The following is a 22392-nucleotide window of genomic DNA, read 5'->3' on the forward strand; positions in this document are numbered from 1 at the left end:
CGGCTGAGGAGCTAAGGATAAGAAAATGACTACCATTGCAACAATCACTAAAAGCGATAGCATTCAGTGGCCTGAATACGATCGTAACAAATTGACCTCGCGAATTGTTCACTTAGGCTTTGGCGCATTCCACCGTGCACACCAAGGGTTATATACCTGTGAGACCGCAGCAGCGACAGGCGGCGACTGGGGGATTTGTGAAATCAACCTATTTGGCGGCGAAGAGTTAGTGACTCAACTGCGTGACCAAGACCATCTATACACTGTGGTTGAAAAGGGCGCTGACAAAAACACCGTAAAAGTGGCGGGTGCAGTCACAGAATCATTGCACCCAACGTTTGACGGCAAAGAAGCCGTACTAGAAAAAATGGCCGAGCCGCAAGTAGCGATTGTCTCCATGACCATCACTGAAAAAGGCTACTGCGCTGACCCTGCGACAGGTCGCTTAGATAAGAATAATCCGCTTATCCAACACGATGTAGAGAACCGATTCCTACCAGATTCCGCCATTGGTTACATCGTAGAAGCTCTGCGTATGCGCCGTGAACGTGGTTTGCCACCATTCACAGTGATGTCTTGCGATAACGTGCAAGAAAATGGCCACGTAGCTCGTGCGGCGGTACTTGATTTTGCCATGTTGGTAGACCAAGAGTTAGCGGGTTGGATTGAAGCCAATGTCACCTTCCCATGCACCATGGTTGACCGTATCGTGCCTGCGGCAACACAAGAAACGCTTAGCCAAATCGAAGCGCTAGTAGGTGTTGAAGAGCCTTGCGGCATCGCTTGTGAGCCTTTCCGTCAGTGGGTAATCGAAGATAACTTTGTTAACGGTCGTCCAGATTGGGATGTGATTGATGGTGCAACGTTTGTTGAAGATGTCGTGCCGTACGAAGAGATGAAACTGCGCATGCTAAACGGCAGCCACTCGTTCCTAGCTTATCTTGGCTACCTCGGTGGTTACGCACATATCTCCGACACCATGATCAACGATAGCTACCGCAAAGCAGCGCTAGATATGATGCTAAAAGCGCAAGCTCCGAGTTTAGATATGCCAGAAGGTACGGACCTTGAAAGCTACGCCAACTTATTGATTGAGCGCTTCACTAACCCATCGCTCAAACACCAAACGTGGCAGATCGCAATGGATGGTAGTCAAAAAATCCCTCAGCGTATGGGTGGTTCACTGCGTTTTCACTTGGAACAGGGGACAGATTACCGCTGGCTCGCAACTGGTATCGCAGGCTGGATGCGCTACGTAGGTGGCATTGATGAGAAAGGTGAAGCGATCGACGTACGCGACCCAATGGCTGAACAATTGGCGGCCATTCATCAAGAAAACAGCACCGATGAAGAGCGAGTACGTGCTTACCTATCAGTCAGTGCGATTTTTGGAGAAGACCTGATCCACAACGAGTCCTTCGTTAACGAAGTGGTTAAGGCTTATCAACTGGTTGCAAACAAAGGCGCTCGTGCTGCCGTTGCTTCTTTATAAGGAATGAGACCATGAAATCTTTTCTATGTGATGACTTTCTATTAAGCAACGATACGGCTCGTGAGCTATATCATGATCACGCTGCGGGTTTGCCAATCTTTGATTACCACTGCCACCTCAATCCACAAGAAGTGGCCGAGGACCGACGATTTGAGAATTTAACTCAAATCTGGCTGGCGGGTGATCACTATAAATGGCGTGGCATGCGCGCAGCGGGTGTGCAAGAGCAGCTGATCACTGGTGATGCTAGTGATTACGACAAGTTTATCGCTTGGGCAAACACGGTGCCGAAAACTCTGGGTAACCCGCTGTTTCACTGGACGCATCTTGAACTGCGTCGCCCTTTTGGTATTACGGGCACTCTGTTGAATGGCGATAGCGCTGATCAGATCTGGCACCAGTGTAATGAGATGCTTCAATCAGATGACTTTACTGCACGTGGCATCATGAAGCAGATGAATGTAGTGATGGCGGGGACTACCGATGATCCCATCGATTCACTAGAGCACCACGCTGCGATTGCATCAGATGACAGCTTCGATGTCGAGGTGCTGCCAAGCTGGCGTCCAGACAAAGCATTCAAGATTGAGCTTGCAGGCTTTGCGGATTACATCCAATCGCTGTCGCAAGCCGCTGATGTCCAAATTGCTACCTTTGCAGAACTGTGCGAAGCGCTAGGCAAGCGTCTTAAACACTTCGACAACCACGGCTGCCGCGCAGCAGACCACGGTATTGAAGTGGTGCGATTTGCCAAAGTACCCGCACAGAGTGTGCTTGATGATATTCTCGCTCGCCGCCTGTCTGGCCAAGTGCTTTCAGAGCTTGAGGTTGACCAGTTTAGCACTGCCGTACAAGTATGGCTTGGTCAAGAGTATGCTCGCCTAGGGTGGGTGATGCAGCTTCACATTGGTGCGCAACGTAATAACAACAGTCGCATGTTTAACTTACTCGGCCCAGATAGTGGTTACGATTCGATTGGCGACAAACCGTTTGCACTAGAGCTCTCTTGTTTGCTTGATGCGATGGACCGTGATGATGCGCTACCAAAAACTATCTTGTACTGCTTAAATCCTCGTGATAACGAGATGATGGCAACCATGATAGGTAATTTCCAAGGGGGCGGTATTGCGGGCAAAATCCAATTCGGATCTGGCTGGTGGTTTAACGATCAAAAAGATGGCATGCAGCGCCAAATGGAACAACTGGCACAATTGGGCCTACTTAGCCAGTTTGTCGGCATGCTGACAGACTCTCGTAGCTTCCTTTCTTACACTCGTCACGAGTATTTTCGCCGCATTCTATGTGACATGGTTGGTCGCTGGGCAGAAAACGGAGAGGTACCAAACGATAAGGCGATGCTAAGTCAGCTTGTGGAGGATATTTGTTTCCATAACGCTAAGCGTTACTTCGCCAAGGAGGCGTGATGAAAAGCATTGCCTTAATCGGGGAGTGCATGATTGAGCTGAACGGTGAGCCGTTTAGTTCAATGCAGCAAACCTATGGCGGTGATAGCCTCAATACCGCAGTATACCTGTCTCGACTGGCGGGAAACAGTTGCTCGGTGCATTTTGCTTCAGCGATGGGGGAAGATGCACTGAGTCGAGAGATGATCCTTCGCTGGCAAAGCGAAGGGGTCAAAACTGACACGGTTTTAATCGACTCTGAGCACCAGCCCGGTTTGTACCTCATACAACTTGATGCTTCAGGTGAACGTACGTTTTTGTACTGGCGTAATAATTCAGCCGCTCGTTATCTGCTTCGTCATCCAAAATATGACGAGCTAGAAGCTGCGCTTTTGGATAAAGATTGCCTCTATTTAAGTGGCATTAGTCTGGCTATCTTGCCAGATGCCGACCGAGAAATTTTGGTCGAACTGCTCCAGCAAGCCTCGTCGCAAGGGATCAAGATTGTATTTGATTCCAACTATCGCCCAGCGCTTTGGCAAGATGAAGTGAGTGCACGCAATGCCTATCGTCAAATCTTAGCGGTGACCGACCTTGCTCTGGTCACCAATGATGACGAACAAGCCTTGTGGGGCGATAGCTCTGACCAAGAGACATTGGTAAGACTAGCCGCAAGTGGCGTCAAAGCGGCGGTTCTAAAACGTGGTTCTGAAGCGTGTCTGTGGCGCGATTTTGCTAATGACAAAGCGTGTGATGTCACTCCGAACAAAGTCGCCAAGGTGGTTGATACCACGTCAGCCGGAGACTCCTTTAATGCTGGCTTCTTAGCTGGTTTTCTCAATGATCTGCCTGCAGAGGAATGTGCCTTGCTTGGTCACCAAACGGCAAGCCGAGTGATCCAGCACAAAGGGGCAATCATTGATAAACATTTAATGGCTGATTTAACTAACTTATTTGCAAGGGACTTGGTCGAAAGTGACCTTTGTCCAACAAGGAAAAATGACTCATGAGTACCGTCGCCGAGCAACTCGCTCAGATTAAAATTATTCCCGTGATTGCGCTAGATAATGCCCAAGATATCGTACCGCTTGGTAAAGCACTGGCCGAAAATGGCCTGCCTGCGGCAGAAATTACGTTCCGTTCAGATGCTGCGGCTGAAGCGATTCGACTGCTTCGTGAAGCCCAGCCAGAAATGCTTATTGGTGCGGGAACTGTGCTTAATCGTGAGCAAGCGCAAGCGGCGAAAGATGCGGGCGCTACTTTTGTTGTTTCACCAGGTTTTAATCCAAATACAGTGAAAGCTTGCCAAGAGATCGGCATTGATATTGTTCCCGGTGTTAACAATCCTACGGCGGTGGAAGCCGCATTAGAAATGGGTTTGACGACGCTCAAATTCTTCCCTGCCGAAGCCTCTGGCGGCATCGCAATGCTTAAGTCCTTGCTAGCGCCGTATACTGATGTGCAATTTATGCCAACCGGTGGTGTCAACCCTGCAAATGTCAAAGACTACTTAGCGCTAGACCGAGTGTACGCTTGTGGTGGCACTTGGATGGTAGATAAAAAGCTGATTGATGCAGGTCGTTGGGATGAAATTGGTCGTTTAGCCAAAGAAGCGGCTGATTTGATCGCTTAATCCGAGTTAGATGTAAGTTCATGGGCCTTCAATTGAAGGCCTTTTTTAGGAGTGTAGGATGTGGGAATTTAACTTAGCTCAAGCGGTCGGTCTGGTGGCATTTCTCATCGGTGTGAGTGCGTTTTTTCAAAAAGATGGTCACAAGTTTCGCCTTCATTTAATGGTATTCCAGTGTGTTCTCGTGGTCCATTTCGCCATGATGGAAGCTTGGGTCGCAGCCGCAGGGTGTGGCATAAGTGCAATTCGTAGTTACGTATCAACCAAGACTCAATCAGTCAAAGTGATGGCTTTCTTCGTCGCCGCTTTATGGCTATTTGGACTGCCTCAGATGAATCACGGTTATGAACTATTGACGATTATTGGAGCGTCGGTAGCGACCTATGGGCTGTTTTGCACTCAAGGCATTACCATGCGCATTCTGATCCTATTCAATTCTTGTTGCTGGCTGACAAACAATATTTTCATTGGCTCAATAGGTGGGACTATGATGGAGGCAACGTTTATTGTTTCCAATCTAATAACCATCTATCGATTAAAAACGGTGAACTTGAAGCAGGTGAATGGCTGAGGTTTTGGCGATCTAGCATCATGGAGATTGCAAGGAGGAAGTCTTTGTGAATTGCTAAATCGCCAAAAAATGGAAGGCTTATAGAATGGCTTCTAAATGCCCATGCTTAGAGTGCATTTGTGGCACCCATGCCAGCTTATCTGCGGACATTTTTTCACCTCCGGGTAGCTCGATGTGATTGACGGTCCAAATCACACAACCGAGCGGCAAGTTTAATAGGCTGCGGACTTGTGAGTAGAGTGAATTCCTATCATAAGCGCCCGAAATAGGACAAGCATGCCCAATCCATGCGCCTAACACTTGTGCCTGCGTAGCAGGAAGATCAAGTGATAGGATTTCAGGTTCTACATCTTTGACCACTTTCATGCATAAGCGAGTGCCACCGGTAGCGAGTTGTTCTATCCAAAGGCGGTGCGGGATAGAGGGGTTATCCCATTGCAGTACATTGGCATATTGATTCATGTTCTTCGTCCTTAAAAAGCACCATAACGCCTTTAGTAAAAGCAGCGGCGCACCGATCTTTTGGGGGGAGATGAGTGCTGTTGCCGCTACTGCTACTAAATTGGTTACCCAAATATGATTGAAGAGACTTTGCTGTTTCACTTTCATTGGTAAATCGATAGATGACGTAAGGCCTTGCAATACTTACTCTTAGTTAAGTTTTTCCGCAAGGGTAAGCCACATTGGTTTACCTTTGTTATTGTTTGTTTACACAATTATAGTTGCATTTGAATCTATTGGTTAACCAATTTGTTCTGGTTAGGAGAGATTGATCAATCTAATTTATCGAATGGGATTCGGTGATCACAAATATGGTGTTTAGCACTTGTGAACAAGAGACTGTTACGCGCAAATCTTGCGCTTGCAGTCTCTCGCTTTCAGTTACGCCGTCACCTTTACTGATGGCGTGAAAATGATGTTCGTAGAGCAGAGATGTCGGAGGTATAGTCGCTTAAAATTAGGCTAGCATTGTGATAGATATCTTTAGTCGCTAGCCACTGATCAAGCATGCGTTTGGCGTACCATGCACCAAGAATGTTGGCGATCGCTAGCCCAATCCATAGGGAAAATAAACTCACTTGAGCTGTGATCAGTGCCAAAGGTACGGTTAACATGACGGTTTTGACCAAGACTAACTTTAGAGAGTGGATCGGTTGTGCAACCCCATTTAAAAATGCACTTGCCACTAGGGTCAATCCATAGGCTGGTAGACTTATCGCCAACACGTAAAAGTAGTGTTTACCAGAAGTGATGGTGTCAGCATCATGGCTGAACAGCGCCATGAGTGGCTCGATAAACACAACTAACGCAATCCCCACAGCCAGTGACCAATAAACCGTCATCCTGCCTGAATAAGCGATGACACTTTCAAGTCTTTCTATTGCTTTCGCACCGTAGTTTTGTGCGACAACTGGCGTAAGTATGACACTTAATGCCAACACGCCTGTCATCGCCAATGATTCAATACGTGTCACGATACCAAAGGCGGCAATGTGGCTAGCACCATAGTGGGCGATTTGGCTAGTGATAATCGCAATAGCAATAGGAGGCAGCACTTGTGCAGCAATCGCTGGTGTCGCTATCGACAGTACACCTTTGAGCTGGCTTGTAATACGAGCGTATTTGATTTGCCCTAATAACGTGTGCCGGTACAGTAGGCCAAGCATCGAAACTGCGATAACTAACCATGACAACACTGTAGCGTAGGCTGCTCCCTGTAAGCCGAGTTCAGGAAAAATGCTGATTCCAAATATGAGGAAGTAATCAAAAACTAGGTTAACCACGCCACCAACACCCATGACCACCGTCGGTGCTAACATGATGCCCTTGGCCATTAACCCAGCATTGGCGATCAGGCCAATGACTAGCAGTGGCATCGCCCAATACAAGGGGGTGATATATTGTTGAATAATAGTGACTTCTTGGCTGCTAGCTCCAAGTAAGCCATAGGTGATGGATAGTGTATTGAAGCCAAGCTGTCCAACCAGAAAGGCCGCAAAAGCAAACAACAGCAACGACAAAGAAATTGTTGAGCCTGCTTCCATTTGATTGTTCTCACCCAGCAGGCGTCCAACCACTGCAGCAATGCCCGAAGAGGTGCCCATGAATAGTCCGACAATCAATATATAGACGGGATAGATATAGCCCATTGCAGCCAGTTGACTGGTACCCAACTGGCCGATGAAGTAGCTGTCCACCAGTTGGAATAAAAACGTCATTAGCATCGCAAAGGCAGCGGGCGCTGCCATGGTTAACAGCGTGCTGCGTATTGGTTGGGAGGTGAGTTGCGCTTCCATGCACGTATCCTCAATTAAATGTTTTTGATAACTGTGGCTAGCTGCTGATTAAATTCATCAGATGTCACCTTGGCCGATTCCATGTCGAAGTGGTCATAGAAACTAGGTAGTGAGAGCGACCCAACAAGGTTAGCGTCAAAGTAAGGGGCTGAGTTGGACGCACTTGCCAAAACACTTGATGCTCCGCCAGGACCTGGTGAGGTTGCTAGGAACAACACTTTTTTGCCTTGGAATACTTTCATGTTGACTCGCGAGGTCCAATCAAACAGGTTTTTGTATGCGGCTGTGTAAGAACCATTGTGTTCGGCAAACGAGATGATGATGAGGTCTGCACTGCCTAATTTGTTGAAAAAATCTTGTGCCAGTTGTGGTTGGCCTAATTCTTTTTCACGGTCTTCGCTAAAAAGTGGCATTTCGTAGTCATTGATATCGATCAGCTCAACTTGCGCCCCTTCAAACTGGTTTGCAGCGTATGAGGCTAGGTGTTTGTTGATTGAATTGCGGCTGCTGCTTGCGCCAAATGCGATGATTTTCATAATGATGTTCCTTATTAAAATGCTGTTTATTGTGCTGATTTAAGTGCGTCTAAGCCGAGGTATTCGATAAACTCGATCACGTTGTCGTCTGGGTCTCGGATGAAAATAGAAGTCCCTGTGGAGTGATGCATTGGGCCACCGCTTAATGGGATCTCCAGTCGGTCTAGCTCGGCTAGTGTTTCTGTTAAGCTGGTGATTTCCATCGCAACATGGGTATAACCCGTGTACTTAGTATTTACGTCCATCAACACATTTTGTTTATTCGCTTGGTTGGCGTTCAAGATGAAGTTGATGTTAATGCCGCTTGGGTGCTCAACAACAGCGACCGGTTCTGGACCAATCGGGCCTGCGATGTATTCAAAGCCAAGACTTGCATAAAAGTTCACTGCGACGTTGAAGTCACTTACTCTTAATCCAATGTGGTTCACTCTAGAAATTGTGTTCATTTCATCTCTCCTTGTGATTTGATAGTTATCTTAGATTGATTCTGTTTATTGATTAATACTCTAGATGTGTAATGATTGTTTCCATATGACTATTAATGGAAGTGGTATGGAAACTACAACGCTGGATGGGTATGTGGTGTTTTATCAGGTGATTTCGCTTGGCAGCTTTACCGCTGCGGCGCAAAAAACAGGGCATTCAACCTCATATATCAGTAAAGAAATTAACAAGTTAGAAGATAGGTTAGGTGTTCGTCTGATCCATAGAACTACCCGTTCGTTAAACTTGACCCCAGAAGGGGAAGTGTTCTTCGATCATTGCCAAACCGTGGTAGAAGAGGCGAAACGTATTGAGCAGCTTTTGTCGGGTAAGCAAGGTGAACCTAAAGGTCGATTGAAAATCAGTTGCCCCGTTGGGTTAGGTGCGGGACAGCTCAGCGGTGTGTTGGCGGAATTTGCCGAGCGCTATCCAAAAGTGCAGCTTGATGTTGAATTAAATGATCGCAAGGTAGATTTGGTTGCTGAAGGGTTTGATATTGTGCTGCGAGCCACAACACAGCTAGAAGATTCAAGCCTTATCAGTCGATTGGTCCGCCGTTCACATGGGGTCGTGATCGCATCACCTGCGTATCTGGCTAAATATGGCACGCCCAAGCACCCAACGGATCTGATTGGTCATCGCTGCATCTGTTACACCAACTTGCAGCAGCCGAATCTATGGGAGTTTAGCGATTGGCAAGGAGAGCGAGTGAGCGTCACAGTCGATAACACCATCATGACTAACAGCGCTCAAATGGAGATCGCAATGTGTTTAGCAGGCCAAGGCATTACTCGCCTACCTGTTGATCATGTTCAGGAGGAGCTAGCCCAAGGAAAACTGGTGGAACTGTTCGAAGATTGGCCCAAATTTCCGTTGGCTTTATATCTGGTATACCCAAGCCGTAAACACATGTCACCGAAAGTGCGCAGCTTTATCGAGTTTGTTATCGAAAAGATAGGGGAGTGAGGGGCTAAAAGTTAACTTTGCCACGCATAGACTTGGTCTGGCCTCGTTGGGTTTTCTTGTCCATGCGGCGAGTTTGCGATGCCCGAGTTGGCTTGGTTGGTCGGCGTTTTTTTTCGACCTTAGCGACGGACCGGATAAGCTCTGCTAGCCGCAAAAGTGCGTCTTCTCGGTTCTGCTCCTGAGCCCGGAACTGCTGCGCCTTAATAATGACCACACCATCTTTGGTAATGCGGCTATCTTTAAGCGCTAACAAGCGCTGCTTGTAAAAATCAGGCAGCGTGGAGTGGTTAACATCAAAACGCAAGTGGATAGCACTAGAGACTTTATTGACGTTTTGCCCGCCCGCCCCTTGCGCTCGAATCGCCGTCAACTGGATCTCCCAGTCAGCAAGCTCCACAGTATTGGATATTTTCAGTCCCACATTCGTACCTAAATCTTATTAAACGTGCTCATGGTAATCGACTCGCTTCAGCTTGCCAAATTATGGTCTTAAATTTGGAGGAATCGTGTTATTAGTAGACAAACAGGTAAAAGGGTATCGAGATTTGCTGGGGTAGATAAAAACTTATTGAGATCAGTCAACCTTTCCCTTCGCCAAATTAGAGCGCCACGTGTAGTACCCAAACTTTCACCGTAGTAATCAATTACGAACTAGATTAGGAGAACATTAGTGATAGAAGCTTTTTCTGTAAGCCATTTTCGCTCATTAAAAGATATCGTTACTCCGCTTTCGAGCTTAAATTTGGTGACGGGCCCTAATGGGAGTGGCAAGTCAAATTTGTACCGTTCACTTAAGCTTCTGGCAGACACGGCTAATGGTCAATTGATCTCTGCACTGGCTAGAGACGGGGGGCTTCAATCAACCTTTTGGGCTGGACCAGATGAGTTTTCTCAAGATATGTTAGATGGTGTGGCACCTGTTCAGGGAAACCATAAGACCAAGCCCAAGCGATTGGATTTTGGCTTTGTCTGTGATGACTTTGGCTACAGTGTATCGTTAGGGTTGCCAAAACCAGATAGCACGACTCTGTTTGGTTTTGATCCCGTGATAAGACGAGAGTGCATCTGGGCAGGTCCTTTCTATCGTCCTGCGAGTTGTTTGGTCGAAAGGCAAGGTTCGGTTGTTAAAGTTCGCAACGGGCGCAAGTGGGAAGTTTATAGTGACAATGTCAGCACCTTTGATTCGATGCTGACTGAGGTGGTTGATCCAGCGGTGGTTCCTGAAGTGTTTCGAGTGCGTGAAACCATAAAAAGTTGGCGCTTTTACGATATTTTTCGAACCGATACCTATTCACCCATTCGACAGCCTCAGATAGGTACTTTCTCACCGGTGCTTGATCATGATGGACATAACCTTGTAGCAGCACTGCGCACCATCTATGAGATTGGTAATCGGGAAGCGTTAGCGTATGCGATTGATGATGCTTTTCCAGGCGCAAGTATTTCAATGGCACCAAGTGATGATAACCGTTTGTCATTGTTGTTCCATCAACCTGGGTTACTCCGGCCAATGGCATTAGCTGAACTTTCCGATGGCACGTTACGCTACTTATTGTTGGTCGCTGCACTGCTGACTCCTCGACCGCCATCACTGATGGTTCTGAATGAACCTGAGACCAGTCTTCACCCAGATCTGTTACCCGCTTTAGCCAGGCTGATAGTATCTGCCTCGGAAAGTACCCAAGTGTGGGTTGTATCTCATGCTCCTCGTCTGGTTAATACCATTGAAAAGTTTGAGCGCTGCAATTCAATTCATCTGGATAAAAAACTCGGTGAGACCTTCATCAGAGGACAAGATATGCTCGACAAGCCCGCTTGGTACTGGCCGTCGTGAATATGTTCTATAGCGATGGAGATGCTAGTTAACCTTTGAGTCAGTAACTGGTATCCTGCTGCCCAAATAAAAACTGACCTTTATAAAAGATGGTTTCGATGAAAAGACTGGTTTTGTATATCAAGGATAAATGCCCACACTGCAAAGACGCGCAGCGTTACCTTGATTCAAAAGGGTATAAGTACCGTTTGACCAACGCCAAAATGCAGCGTGGCCGTAAAGAGCTAGACGCCATTGGCGCTCGTTCGCTTCCGGTACTCAAAATAGGCGATCAAATTATGATTGGCTGGAACCCAAAGAATTTCGAGCGTATGTACAACGCAAAGAGCTAGCAACCGCTAGCTCTTTTAGTATCGTTTCCCGTTTCCCGTTTCCCGTTTCCCGTTTCCCGTTTCCCGTTTCCCGTTTCCCGTTTCCCGTTTCCCGTTTCCCGTTTCCCGTTTCCCGTTTCCCGTTTCCCGTTTCCCGTTTCCCGTTTCCCGTTTCCCGTTTCCCGTTTCCCGGTGTTACCTACGCATACAACTTTCAAGCGTATCTTTTATCGCTTCGTCACGATAATCACGCCAGTTCTTACCATGTTTAGAGTAAGAATAAAGTCCTTGATGCAGACGGTTAGCATACTGCTTGCACTCGATGCTCTTTAGGTGACGTTGCCATGTTTCCGAATTGTCCAATACATGCTGGTAGCCTAGCGATGATAGTGGATTTAAGCTCTTGACGGTAAATGCTGCTTCAAAGGGGCTTAAACCTTGTTCAAGATCTCGGTTGGCTAGGTAACTTCCCCAAGCGTAGGTGGCTAATGCTAGCGCAATCACTATTAGTACTACGGTGGTTTTTCTCATGTACTGTTACTCCACCTTAGTTGATAGGTGTGAGGTCGATAACTTTATCGCCACTGTAATAGTGCTTTTCGACGCTCTTTTCACCCGTGAGCATGTTGACTGAGACATGGTCAGTCTCATAAACACTGTCTACCGTATCGGAATACATGACTGACGGCGCATCCATTCGTAGACTTTGCGCCACATTGGTGTTGCTAGTTAATGGCTCCTGATGGATCACTTGACCCAGTTCAAGGTTGAAGGAGAATGCATTAAGGTGTTCTGAGTTGTGGTCTAAGCAATAGTACACTCCATCGACCACTTCGGTTTCACTGCTGCCAGAGCCAAAGTGCACACCATGTTCGATGCCGTTTTGCATGTCCCAAATGGTGCATCGATCACCGATAATGAAGCGATCATCAATCACGAAATCAATGCTGAAGTTGTTACCAAAAAAACCTTGGTTTGGTAGTGGTAGTTGCTCGCCAAACGTACCGTCTGGGTTAAGTTTTACAAATGTGTCTCCCGATTCGCCCGTATACATTTCACTTTGGTATTTAAATGGTGTAATGGCATGAGAAGAGTCGCCTTGATTTCCCTGCCAAGTTTGTACGATGTTGCCACTGGTCAGTTCTACTTGGCGTGTCACCTTGCCATCGACAATAAATGCGTGAGTGGTGCTGACATACATAAAGCTGTTGTAGCGGTAGTCTGGCACTGTAATGTTTGGTGCAATTAGCTCCAGTTTTGCTCCATGCTCTATGGTTTCTGGGTCAAGGAAGAACACAGATTCATAAGGGCCATAATTGTCAGTATCACGCAGGGAAATAACAGGCTTGTCGGTTTCATTAAAGGTGCTATTCGGCTGGATGACCTTTAGTGACAATTCGTTGTGGTTGTATGCATATGCAGGTTCATAACCTTCAGGAAATGCATAAAGTTTCCCTTCGTTTTCTAGGTAAATCTTTAACTCATATTGGTCAAAGATACACTGGGTAAAGTGCACAGGAACATAAGCTTTAATTATGCGCCACTGTGGTGAAATATGGTCGATAGAGTCAATGTCGACGGTAGGAAATGCAAGGCAGCTTGGTGGGGCAATTACACCAAAACTAGGGTCAACATCTGGCACGATACCGAAGCCAGGCTCTATCAGCTCTACTTCGTCATTGGAAAGAATGCCGACGCTTTGATCCATATAGGTATCGGTAGGTATGCTGCCAAGCGCAGTGTAACGACTTAAATCCATATCAGATAACACAACTTCACCAGACTCGTAGTTGACTGGCGGTTCAGCTGGGTTCGTTGGCTCAGAGGTCTCACTAGAACCTCCACCACAGCCAATAAGGGACAGTCCCAGTAAGCCAATGATTGTATTGCTTGCGAATGTATTTTTTACCATAGTGCCTTTACCGTGTCGTATTGATTACCAATGAGCGACGCGGATGGTAGATAAATTTTTGTACAGACTCGATAGTTAGTTGGGGGAAGTGTTCCGGTGGGAAATAAAAAGTTGGTAAACGGGAATGCGGTAAACGGTAACACGGTAAAGGGCTAAAGGGCTAAAGGGCAGAAGAAAAAAGCCGGATGTCTTTTGACATCCGGCAAAGCTAATTACTAGGGTTAATTAGCTGTCCAATGGGGCTTACTTTAGGGTGTATAGCTCAGAGTAAGTGTTGCCATTTCGAGTTTGACTCACTTTGATTTGAGTGAGGTCTGCAACTTGAGTCGCTGTGGCTCCATTGATATCGAGTAACTCGACTGTGACCGCATCAGTAACCACAGCAAGAGAATCGACCGCGGTGATGTTGGATGCAATCGCAGCGACATCAGCCAGCGAGCCATCTAGCGAGAACTCATGGTTAACGTAATCAATTGTGAGACCACTGTTCTCTGACTTGATTAAGCCACCGTATACGTTCAGTTCACTTAGACCAAACAATGGAATGGTCATACCGTTCATGTTCCATTGCCACTCTGTGCCTGTTACTGCGAGCTCTAAGCGTTTGATTGCTTGAGCGCCGTTATCCAGTGCAATTGCGCCTTGTTCCCAGTTGATTGCGTCGGTGTACGCGACTTTATCTGTGCCCAAGATATCGCCTTTCACTGTTAAGGTGTATTTGGCATTTCCTGATGCTGCTAAGATGCCGTCATTACGGTATGGCACCACTTGTTCAACAAAGTACACCGCATCAAGATCAACGCTGATGGTGTTGTTGATGTTGTCTGCGGTTAGACCCGCCATTCCCATTGGTGTGGTTGCAACGTCGCCATCAAACATCTGTGAGTCGGTTGGATTACCTTCCATAAACTGATAAATCAGTGACGAATAAGCGTTGCGATACGTTGAAAGGCTGGTGGCATCTTTCACGGTATAAGTGCGTGAGTTGCCGTTGGGTGCATTGACGACAAAAGTATCACCATCGACTAGTGCGGATGTTGAGTTTGAAGCGTTGCCCCAAGTTGCTCCTGCATCAAGCGTCATCAACTGTTGTAACTTGGTGTAATCTGTCCCTTCTGGTAGGTGGCTAATGGTTGCCAACAGCTCATCACTAGAACCTGTGTATTGATGAATCGCAACCGAACCGCTGGTTGCTCCTGTGCTTTCATATGGGTTGGTGAACACTCGGAAACTGTCGTTAAAACGTGTGCCATTACTCACACCAGATACCTGAATGTCGTTAAACTGATCTTGAATAAATGCACTGTCTGTTAACTCCGCAGGCCAGACGAAAACGCCAGGTAGAAGCGGGTCATTGTCACTGCGTTTAAGCGTGCTAATTTGCGTGCCGTTGACCGTTAGCGTTACTGCATCAAGCGTCGAGTAGACTTTGACTTCTCGACTGGTTCGTTCGGTTAGGCTCTGATCAACAATCTTGACCATAGGTACCTCAGACCAGTTTGCTTGGTAGAGGTAATACTGATCTTTTTTGGTGGTATGATCGAACTTCACCAGCCCTTTATCATTTCGACCTATGGTGTCCCCTTCATCTCGGGTAGCGACTGAGAAGTCGAACATGTTCCATACATAAGTGCCCCAAACCCAGTCACGCTGGTTGAATGCGGCAATGTGCCCTTCGTGATACAGATTACCCCACTGGGAGGAGTGATCCGCCATGACTGGCGTTTCGGTGGCGTATTCAGGAAGTGAACTCACACCTGCGCCGTATTCGCTCATACAAAATGGCAGGTTAGGGTACTCATCTTTGATTTGGTCGATGAAGCCGTTGATGTCTGAGATGTTGCCCACATACCAGCCAAAGTAGCGGTTATGACATGGCATCTCTACCGTATCCCAATCAGCATCACCGAGTTGGTCCATTAAAACTGTTGCCTGAGTACTCTTACGGTATGGCACGGTTTTACCAAATCGCGCACCAAACTCCTCTTTGATTACGTCAGATAAGTCTTGAAGCCATTTGGTGTTGGCATCGCTGTTTGGCATACCCAAACCAATTTCATTAGAGTTGCCAATTACCGCCATGGAAGGGTAGTTGAAGTTTTGACGGATCAGCGCTCGCATCTGCTCCTTGGCACTTTCAAGATATTCTGCCCCTGCGTTGCCATGTTCTTCAGGGGTTAAGTAAGTATTCACGATGGGCAGTTCAAGGTAGTTCAATAAACCTATCTGGTTGGAATACTCGCTGGAATCGAGAGCATGTGGGTAGTGGGAGAATCGAATGGAGTTTGCCCCCATCTCGCGCACCATATCCAAGTCATCTTCGCGCATTTCTTGAGTGGTTGACCAGCCAACAACGTCACGGTCTTGGTGCATAGCCACACCATTTAAGCGGTACTGCTTGCCGTTGAGCATAAAGCCTTTATCGGCATCAAAAGCAAAGTAACGCAGACCAAGAGGCTGTTCCACTTGGTCTACAAGTGTGGTTCCATCAAACACCTGCACCACAACTTGGTACAAGTAAGGGTCGTTAACACCATCCCACAGGTGAATATCTTGCAGTGTAAATTCTGATTCTACTTCAGTGACTTGGTTGGCTGCGACGTTAGCTGCGTTGATCGCCGTGTAAACAGTTTTCCCCGAGGCATCTAAAATAGTGGTGCGTACATTACCTTCAAACGCTTGGCCCGACTTGTTACGAACACGAATGTTTGAATAAATGTTTGAGTAGTCATCAGTGGTTTCTGTTTGCATGAAGTAGACGCCAGATGCGCCATAATCTTCGGCATCGATACCCACTTCACCAGTTTGAACAAGCTTCACACTACGATAGATCCCGCCGTAGTAGGTGTAATCCTGCCCAGTTTCCATCGGCAAGAAACCTTCATCGTGTACCGCTGCATCATATGGTCGGTTATCGAGACGGATTGCAATGGTGTTGTCGCCATCTTGGATGAAATCAGTGATATCAATACGAAAACGCATGAAACCACCAGTATGTTCACCTGCCTTTTGGCCATTGACGTAAACCTCGGTGATCATTGCAGCACCATCAAACTCTAGGTATTGACGTTTGCCATCGATCTTGGCCAGATTGAGGGTTTTACGATAGGTATTTAAACCACGGAAATGCGGGTTGTTTACTGGGTCTGCGTTGATAACCGCTTCTGCATCGACAGAGTGTGGCAGGTTAATCGCTTGCCATTCAGAACCACTATCGTCAAAGTCAGCAGCAAGCGCAGCATCCTCTCCAAAATCCATTTGATAACGCCAATCAGCGTCGATATTTGTGATACTGCGAGGGGTAGATTGAAAAATTGGTAAATCAATTGTAGTAGATGCTTCATCAGAGTCGCTATTGCAGCCACCTGCTAGCAAAGCTATGCCAATGGCGATACTGCAAGCACTGATTCTAAAAGTTCTATTCATTTTTGAAACCCTTGAGGTGATGTTTTACGTGTTATTGGTCGATCATTTATTGTTTTGTTCGACCAATTTTTAAGCACATCTCAAAGGTTGAGCAATGACTAGTGATCTCTGGTGGGAGGTGTGAGGTTCAAATGAAAAAACTCAGTGATATCGATTTGATTAACTTAATCTAGTGGTTGAAATCTAACCATTTAGGAGTTATTTGAGCGACTTACACACAAAAGTGACATTCCTCGGAGTGGTACTGGATTTCGCCTCGTCGGTTTTTGACGTGTTGAATGCCTGCTTTCTTGCCCATCTCATAACCTTGTTCCAGCAAGTTTCTTTTACGAGTTAGCCTTTTTACTGGAAAGTTTTCAGGTGGTGCTATTACTCTCACTTTGGCGTCTGCTGGTGGATTGCGGAGAAATTCTAGTGATTGATTGTAGTTCTCTGCCCGGCTCAACATTGCTTGTGCGACGTTCGGGTGTTTGGCAAACAGTGTTTTGAGTAACCAAGGGCTTTTGGTTTTTGCCATGTTATAGCTTAATGGGTGCGACAAAATCACCGTGATGTCTCTGGCACCACGACGATAGGCTTCTCGTACAGGAATAGAGTCCGCCACACCACCATCGGTATAGCAGCCACCTGAAAAGCAAGGGGTTGACTTATAGGCGATAGGCAGCGCTGTTGTGGCTTCAGTCACTTCAACAACGTTCTCAGCAGTGATCTGAAAGTAATCCGCAGCTCCTGACACAATATTGGTTGTGGTGGCATATAGCGGAAAAGAGTCAGAAAGCTTATCTAAATCGATAGGGTAGCGAGCAAGAGACTCTTCACTCAGCCATCGCACATCCATTAAGTTACCGCCTCGAATAAAGCGAGCGGTATCGAAAAATCGCTTTGAGGTGGCTAAGTCGCTAATGACCTTGAAGCTTCGCTCAGGCGCATCAGCCAAATAGCCCAAAAGGTTGGACGCACCCGCAGAGACGCCAATCGCAAAATCAAAAGGCTTATAGCCTTGATCCATAAATGCATCGAGTACACCGGCGGCAAACACACCACGCATTGCACCGCCTTCAACCACTAAGCAAGAGTTATCTGACATAAGGATTTCTTTTATTGGTAATAGATAACGTAAGAATACGTACTCAGGACTATTGAATAAAATCGATTGTTTATATCATTTTGATAGGCATTAACTATGGTTTGTAGCATTTTTGAGTGATTTGTAGATATATGCGTATTGTTGAGAAGGTGCGCAGCGACAAGGCAAACCCTTAGTGTTTAAAATGGCGATTCTGCTTAATAAATCACCAAGGGGTTGCTATGCGTCAGTTGGCGTTACTTACTTTATTGCTGCCTGCGGTTAGTTTTGCCTTTCAATCGGGCAACTACCCAACGCTTGCGTACTCAAAGTTGCCTGATGGTCAGAAAGTGGTGATGGGGGATAACGTCATTGCTGCGGCTATTGAGAACAAACAAGTTCAGCCTTTACAGTACACAGCGGAATATAAGCAGACTTTGAAATCGATTTTTTCAGAGGTTTACAAGAAAGATGACTACTTAGCCACTCGATTAGAGTCTCGGTCACTGTTTGAATTAACCCAGAAAATGTTATCGGAAGTGGTCTGTTCCGAGTACCGCTTTCGCCACTCATTACCAATGCAGCAAGGCTGCACAGGGCAAGTTTTTGATGACACCTTACGTCAGCCAATGCCCTTTATCTCAGGGCCTTTGTTTGAGCAAGGGCTGACCCTACATAAAGATGACCCAGCACAATCGGTGAGCTTTCAATTACGTTTGAGCAGCGGTATTGAGGCCCCTCTCACCAGCACGTTCGGCGCTATCCATGAATTGGGACCTTTCTTCGGCGGTTTGGCCCGCAGTGACAATTTAGTGCTTTCTGTGCGTATGAAAGCTTACACCCTAGATTCAGACAAAATGCGTAGTCAGGCCATCTACCCGAATGAGTTGATTTTCTTTGTCTTGCTTCCTACCGCTAGGGAGTTGACTGCGCAAGCTTCAATGCGAGACGCCGCAAGGTATGCCTTGCAGCGGGCGCAATTACTGGTATTGAAATAGAGGCTGTCGGCGACTAGTCGATGGTGACAAGGGTGGTAAGCCCTAGCACATCTTGCGTTTTAGACCGCTCTTTTCTAATAGCCTAGTAGAGATCTCTTCCACTGATAGCGAGGTGGTATTGAGGTATGGGATCGCTTCTCGCCTAAACATGGCTTCTACTTTAGATAGCTCAGTATCACATTGCTCTTGGCTGGCATAGTCGCTATCCGCTCGACGCTCATGACGGATGGCTTGCAATCGGTCTGAGTCGATAGTTAAGCCGAATGTTTTATAGCGATAAGGCTCAATGGCTGCTGGCAGTGTCAGGCGATTCATATCTTCTGCAATGAAAGGGTAGTTCACCGCACGAATGCCAAATTGCATGGCCAAATAAAGACTTGTTGGCGTTTTCCCGCAGCGCGACACACCTAACAAAATGATATCGGCTTGCTCTAAATTATTGAGCGAGATGCCGTCATCATGGGCGAGGGTGTATTCAATTGCCGCAATTCTATCCATGTAGCTGTCTTGGTCGCGTTTGATACTTCGTGAACGTTGCAACTTGGGTTTCGGCTCCAGCTCAAGATCCGCTTGCAGAGGTGTGACCAGTGTGTTTAATACGTCATAAAGTAAGGCATCGCACGATTCAATGATTTTCTTCACTTCTGGAACAACGATTGAAAAGAACACGATTGGCTGTAAGCCATGTTTCTTGTGCGACTGAGCAACCGCTCTGACCACATCTTCGGCTCGATCGACATTATCAACAAAAGGGATTGTCGTTTGGGAAGTTTCGATGGGAAATTGCCCCAAAACCGTGTGTCCCAAGGTCTCTACAGTGATTGCGGTGCCGTCAGAAATGTAAAAGACGTCACGAAATTGGGTTTTACTATTCATAAAAAGTTGAAGCCTTCAAAAAATCCAGTAATCTTTATAGCGCAATTGATTATAACTATAACCGTACTGAGCGACAAAATTAGCTGAAAAAGTGTGAAGTCATACAATTTTTGCTAAATAGCGAGCAATCGTTTGCTTTTTGTCCGACAAATTATACCGCTGATCCAATAATAAAGGAGACCTCCCCATGCAACAGAACGTTGTCTGGTACGATGCTTTATCGATGAATGACGTAGATAAAGTGGGTGGAAAAAACGCCTCTCTGGGCGAAATGGTAGCTAACCTAGCGAACGCTGGCGTGAAAGTGCCAAATGGTTACGCAACAACCGCTTTTGCATTCAATCAGTTTATGGACTTTGAAGGCTTAGATGATCGCATTCATGCGCTTCTTGATGAGCTAGACGTAGACGATGTGCAAGCATTGATGAAAACAGGGGAAACCATCCGCAATTGGATTTTGGAAGCACCATTTCCTGCCGATTTGGAAGCTGACATCCGCCGCTGCTATGCAGAGTTGGGTGAAGGTGATGAGATGCTATCTGTGGCAGTTCGCTCTTCAGCGACGGCAGAAGATCTACCAGATGCCTCTTTTGCTGGTCAGCAAGAGACTTTCCTAAACGTACGTGGTATCGATTCGGTTATCGAAGCGGTTAAGCACGTATTTGCTTCTCTATTTAACGACCGCGCTATTTCATACCGTGTTCACCAAGGTTTTGACCACCGTGGTGTTGCTCTATCTGCGGGCATCCAGCGCATGGTTCGTTCGGACAAAGCGTCTTCTGGCGTGATGTTCACCCTAGACACTGAATCTGGCTTTGACCAAGTAGTTTTCGTTACGTCATCTGTCGGTCTTGGTGAGATGGTAGTGCAAGGCAGCGTAAACCCTGATGAATTCTACGTTCACAAGCCAACACTTCAAGCAGGTAACCCTGCGGTAGTGCGCCGTACTATCGGTTCAAAGAAAGTGAAAATGATCTACGCAGAAGGCAACGAGCTTGGTACCCAAGTTGAGATTGTTGATACCACTTCGGCAGAACAAAACCAGTTCTCTCTAACCGATGCAGAAGTTGAAGCTCTAGCAAAACAAGCGCTTATCATCGAAGAACACTACGGTCGTCCAATGGACATCGAGTGGGCGAAAGATGGCATTACTGGCGAGCTTATGATTGTTCAAGCACGTCCAGAAACGGTAATGTCACGTACTGATAAGAACGTGATGGAGCGTTTCCACCTAAACCAGCAAGCAGAAGTGCTAGCAGAAGGTCGCGCAATCGGTCAACGCATTGGTTCTGGTGTAGTACGTGTTGTTGGCAGCCTAGATGAGATGGATCAGGTTCAAGAAGGCGATGTGCTGGTGGCTGACATGACTGACCCAGATTGGGAACCAGTAATGAAGCGTGCTTCTGCTATCGTAACCAACCGTGGCGGCCGTACTTGTCACGCAGCGATTATCGCTCGTGAACTAGGCATTCCAGCGGTAGTGGGTTGTGGTAACGCAACCGAGTTACTGCACAACGGTGATGAAGTAACAGTGTCTTGTGCTCAAGGTGAAACTGGCTTTGTATACCAAGGTAAACTGGACTTTGAAATCCGCCGTTCAGCGGTTGACGAGCTTCCTCAGTTGCCACTTAAAGTGATGATGAACGTAGGTAATCCAGACCGTGCGTTTAGCTTTGCAACTATTCCTAATGAAGGTGTTGGCCTTGCGCGTCTAGAGTTCATCATTAACAAGATGATAGGTATTCACCCGAAAGCTCTGCTTAACTACGACGAGCAGTCTGACGAGCTGAAAGCTCAGATCGACCAACGTATCGCAGGTTATGAGAGCCCGAAAGAGTTCTACATCGAGAAGCTGACAGAAGGTATTTCAACCATCGCTGCAGCGTTCTGGCCTAAGCGTGTGATCGTTCGTATGTCTGACTTTAAGTCAAACGAGTACCGTAACCTGATTGGTGGTCCTGCTTACGAACCGCACGAAGAGAACCCGATGCTTGGTTTCCGTGGTGCATCACGTTACATCTCTCCAGCATTCCGTGATTGTTTCGCTCTAGAGTGTGAAGCGATGAAGCGTGTGCGTGAGAAGATGGGTCTTAAGAACGTTGAGATCATGATCCCATTCGTTCGCACCGTAAGCGAAGCGGCATCTGTAATCGATCTTCTGGCTGAACATGACCTACGTCGTGGTGAGCAAGGTCTTAAAGTTATCATGATGTGTGAGCTACCTTCGAACGCTGTGCTAGCGGAGAGCTTCCTGAAGTACTTTGATGGCTTCTCGATCGGTTCAAACGACATGACTCAGCTAACCCTTGGTCTTGACCGTGATTCAGCAGATATTGCTCATCTATTTGATGAGCGCAATGAAGCAGTGAAAGCGATGCTTTCAATGGCTATCAAAGCCGCTAACAAAGCAGGTAAGTATGTTGGTATCTGTGGTCAGGGTCCTTCAGATCATGAAGATCTTGCCGACTGGCTACTAGAGCAAGGCATCGACTCTCTATCGCTTAACCCAGATACTGTGGTTGAAACTTGGAGCCACCTAGGCGAAAAGCACGCTCAGTAATGCATGGTTAACTGATTAAATGGAAAGCCCT

General features: G+C 46.8%; 20 protein-coding genes. 10 read left to right on the top strand and 10 right to left on the bottom strand.

The features are described from left to right. Window positions 1–25: 25 nt before the first annotated feature. Genes J4N39_RS16730 through J4N39_RS16750 form a run of 5 tightly spaced genes read left to right on the top strand, consistent with a single transcriptional unit; the run spans window position 26 to window position 5096 of the window. Window positions 26–1492 carry a fructuronate reductase gene (locus tag J4N39_RS16730; RefSeq protein WP_252026026.1) on the top strand — a complete coding sequence of 489 codons (1467 nt, stop codon included), beginning with the start codon at window positions 26–28 and terminating at the stop codon, window positions 1490–1492. 11 nt (window positions 1493–1503) lie between these two features. After that, a complete protein-coding gene (gene uxaC / locus J4N39_RS16735; protein WP_252026027.1) occupies window positions 1504–2916 on the top strand; it encodes a glucuronate isomerase in 1413 nt (470 codons plus the stop codon). Further along, window positions 2916–3905: a sugar kinase gene (locus J4N39_RS16740; protein ID WP_252026028.1), complete on the top strand. Its 990-nt coding sequence runs from the start codon at window positions 2916–2918 to the stop codon at window positions 3903–3905. The genes uxaC and J4N39_RS16740 overlap by 1 nt, the downstream gene beginning before the upstream one ends. Then, entirely contained in the window at window positions 3902–4528 is a 627-nt protein-coding gene (locus J4N39_RS16745; protein WP_252026029.1) for a bifunctional 4-hydroxy-2-oxoglutarate aldolase/2-dehydro-3-deoxy-phosphogluconate aldolase, read from the top strand. Before J4N39_RS16740 ends, J4N39_RS16745 begins: the two co-directional genes overlap by 4 nt. 58 nt (window positions 4529–4586) lie before the next feature. Beyond that, the gene (locus J4N39_RS16750) at window positions 4587–5096 is read left to right on the top strand and encodes a YgjV family protein (RefSeq protein ID WP_252026030.1); all 510 of its coding nucleotides are present in this window, start codon (window positions 4587–4589) and stop codon (window positions 5094–5096) included. Window positions 5097–5174: 78 nt separating this feature from the next. Here the strand turns inward: J4N39_RS16750 and J4N39_RS16755 are convergent, their stop codons facing one another. The 4 genes from J4N39_RS16755 to J4N39_RS16770 form a co-directional block, all read right to left on the bottom strand. Then, complete coding sequence (locus J4N39_RS16755) at window positions 5175–5558, bottom strand: hypothetical protein (RefSeq protein WP_252026031.1); 384 nt, start codon at window positions 5556–5558, stop codon at window positions 5175–5177. A 434-nt stretch (window positions 5559–5992) separates the two neighbouring features. Further along, entirely contained in the window at window positions 5993–7393 is a 1401-nt protein-coding gene (locus J4N39_RS16760) for an MATE family efflux transporter (protein ID WP_252026032.1), read from the bottom strand. Window positions 7394–7407: 14 nt separating this feature from the next. Beyond that, a complete protein-coding gene (locus J4N39_RS16765) occupies window positions 7408–7929 on the bottom strand; it encodes an NADPH-dependent FMN reductase (RefSeq protein WP_252026033.1) in 522 nt (173 codons plus the stop codon). A gap of 26 nt (window positions 7930–7955) precedes the next feature. Next, a complete protein-coding gene (locus J4N39_RS16770) occupies window positions 7956–8375 on the bottom strand; it encodes a VOC family protein (protein WP_252026034.1) in 420 nt (139 codons plus the stop codon). Window positions 8376–8481: 106 nt separating this feature from the next. Here J4N39_RS16770 and J4N39_RS16775 point away from each other — a divergent pair, with 106 nt between their 5' ends. Continuing rightward, window positions 8482–9378 carry a LysR family transcriptional regulator gene (locus tag J4N39_RS16775; RefSeq protein WP_252026036.1) on the top strand — a complete coding sequence of 299 codons (897 nt, stop codon included), beginning with the start codon at window positions 8482–8484 and terminating at the stop codon, window positions 9376–9378. 4 nt (window positions 9379–9382) lie between these two features. Here J4N39_RS16775 and arfB read toward each other — a convergent pair whose 3' ends face one another. Further along, window positions 9383–9793: an alternative ribosome rescue aminoacyl-tRNA hydrolase ArfB gene (gene arfB / locus J4N39_RS16780; protein ID WP_252026934.1), complete on the bottom strand. Its 411-nt coding sequence runs from the start codon at window positions 9791–9793 to the stop codon at window positions 9383–9385. 255 nt (window positions 9794–10048) lie between these two features. On the opposite strand from arfB, the gene J4N39_RS16785 reads away from it, so the two are divergent. Beyond that, window positions 10049–11212: an AAA family ATPase gene (locus J4N39_RS16785; protein WP_252026038.1), complete on the top strand. Its 1164-nt coding sequence runs from the start codon at window positions 10049–10051 to the stop codon at window positions 11210–11212. 98 nt (window positions 11213–11310) lie between these two features. After that, window positions 11311–11544: a glutaredoxin family protein gene (locus J4N39_RS16790; protein WP_252026041.1), complete on the top strand. Its 234-nt coding sequence runs from the start codon at window positions 11311–11313 to the stop codon at window positions 11542–11544. Window positions 11545–11718: 174 nt separating this feature from the next. On the opposite strand, the gene J4N39_RS16795 is transcribed toward J4N39_RS16790, so the two are convergent. From J4N39_RS16795 to J4N39_RS16810, 4 genes are all read right to left on the bottom strand, one after another. Continuing rightward, window positions 11719–12054 carry a hypothetical protein gene (locus J4N39_RS16795; protein WP_252026043.1) on the bottom strand — a complete coding sequence of 112 codons (336 nt, stop codon included), beginning with the start codon at window positions 12052–12054 and terminating at the stop codon, window positions 11719–11721. A gap of 16 nt (window positions 12055–12070) precedes the next feature. Then, window positions 12071–13435, bottom strand: a complete 1365-nt coding sequence (locus J4N39_RS16800; RefSeq protein ID WP_252026045.1) for a hypothetical protein — start codon at window positions 13433–13435, stop codon at window positions 12071–12073. A gap of 243 nt (window positions 13436–13678) precedes the next feature. Beyond that, window positions 13679–16861 carry a glycoside hydrolase family 2 protein gene (locus J4N39_RS16805; protein WP_252026047.1) on the bottom strand — a complete coding sequence of 1061 codons (3183 nt, stop codon included), beginning with the start codon at window positions 16859–16861 and terminating at the stop codon, window positions 13679–13681. A 211-nt stretch (window positions 16862–17072) separates the two neighbouring features. Beyond that, window positions 17073–17948, bottom strand: a complete 876-nt coding sequence (locus J4N39_RS16810) for a patatin-like phospholipase family protein (protein ID WP_252026049.1) — start codon at window positions 17946–17948, stop codon at window positions 17073–17075. A gap of 221 nt (window positions 17949–18169) precedes the next feature. On the opposite strand from J4N39_RS16810, the gene J4N39_RS16815 reads away from it, so the two are divergent. After that, window positions 18170–18925 (top strand): hypothetical protein, encoded by a 756-nt coding sequence (locus tag J4N39_RS16815; protein ID WP_252026051.1) that lies wholly within the window; start codon window positions 18170–18172, stop codon window positions 18923–18925. Window positions 18926–18967: 42 nt separating this feature from the next. On the opposite strand, the gene ppsR is transcribed toward J4N39_RS16815, so the two are convergent. Continuing rightward, window positions 18968–19801 (bottom strand): posphoenolpyruvate synthetase regulatory kinase/phosphorylase PpsR, encoded by an 834-nt coding sequence (ppsR, locus tag J4N39_RS16820; protein WP_252026053.1) that lies wholly within the window; start codon window positions 19799–19801, stop codon window positions 18968–18970. A 187-nt stretch (window positions 19802–19988) separates the two neighbouring features. On the opposite strand from ppsR, the gene ppsA reads away from it, so the two are divergent. Further along, window positions 19989–22361 (top strand): phosphoenolpyruvate synthase, encoded by a 2373-nt coding sequence (gene ppsA, locus J4N39_RS16825; protein ID WP_252026055.1) that lies wholly within the window; start codon window positions 19989–19991, stop codon window positions 22359–22361. Window positions 22362–22392: the final 31 nt, after the last annotated feature.

The organism is Vibrio sp. SCSIO 43136, assembly GCF_023716565.1.
Taxonomy (GTDB): domain Bacteria; phylum Pseudomonadota; class Gammaproteobacteria; order Enterobacterales; family Vibrionaceae; genus Vibrio.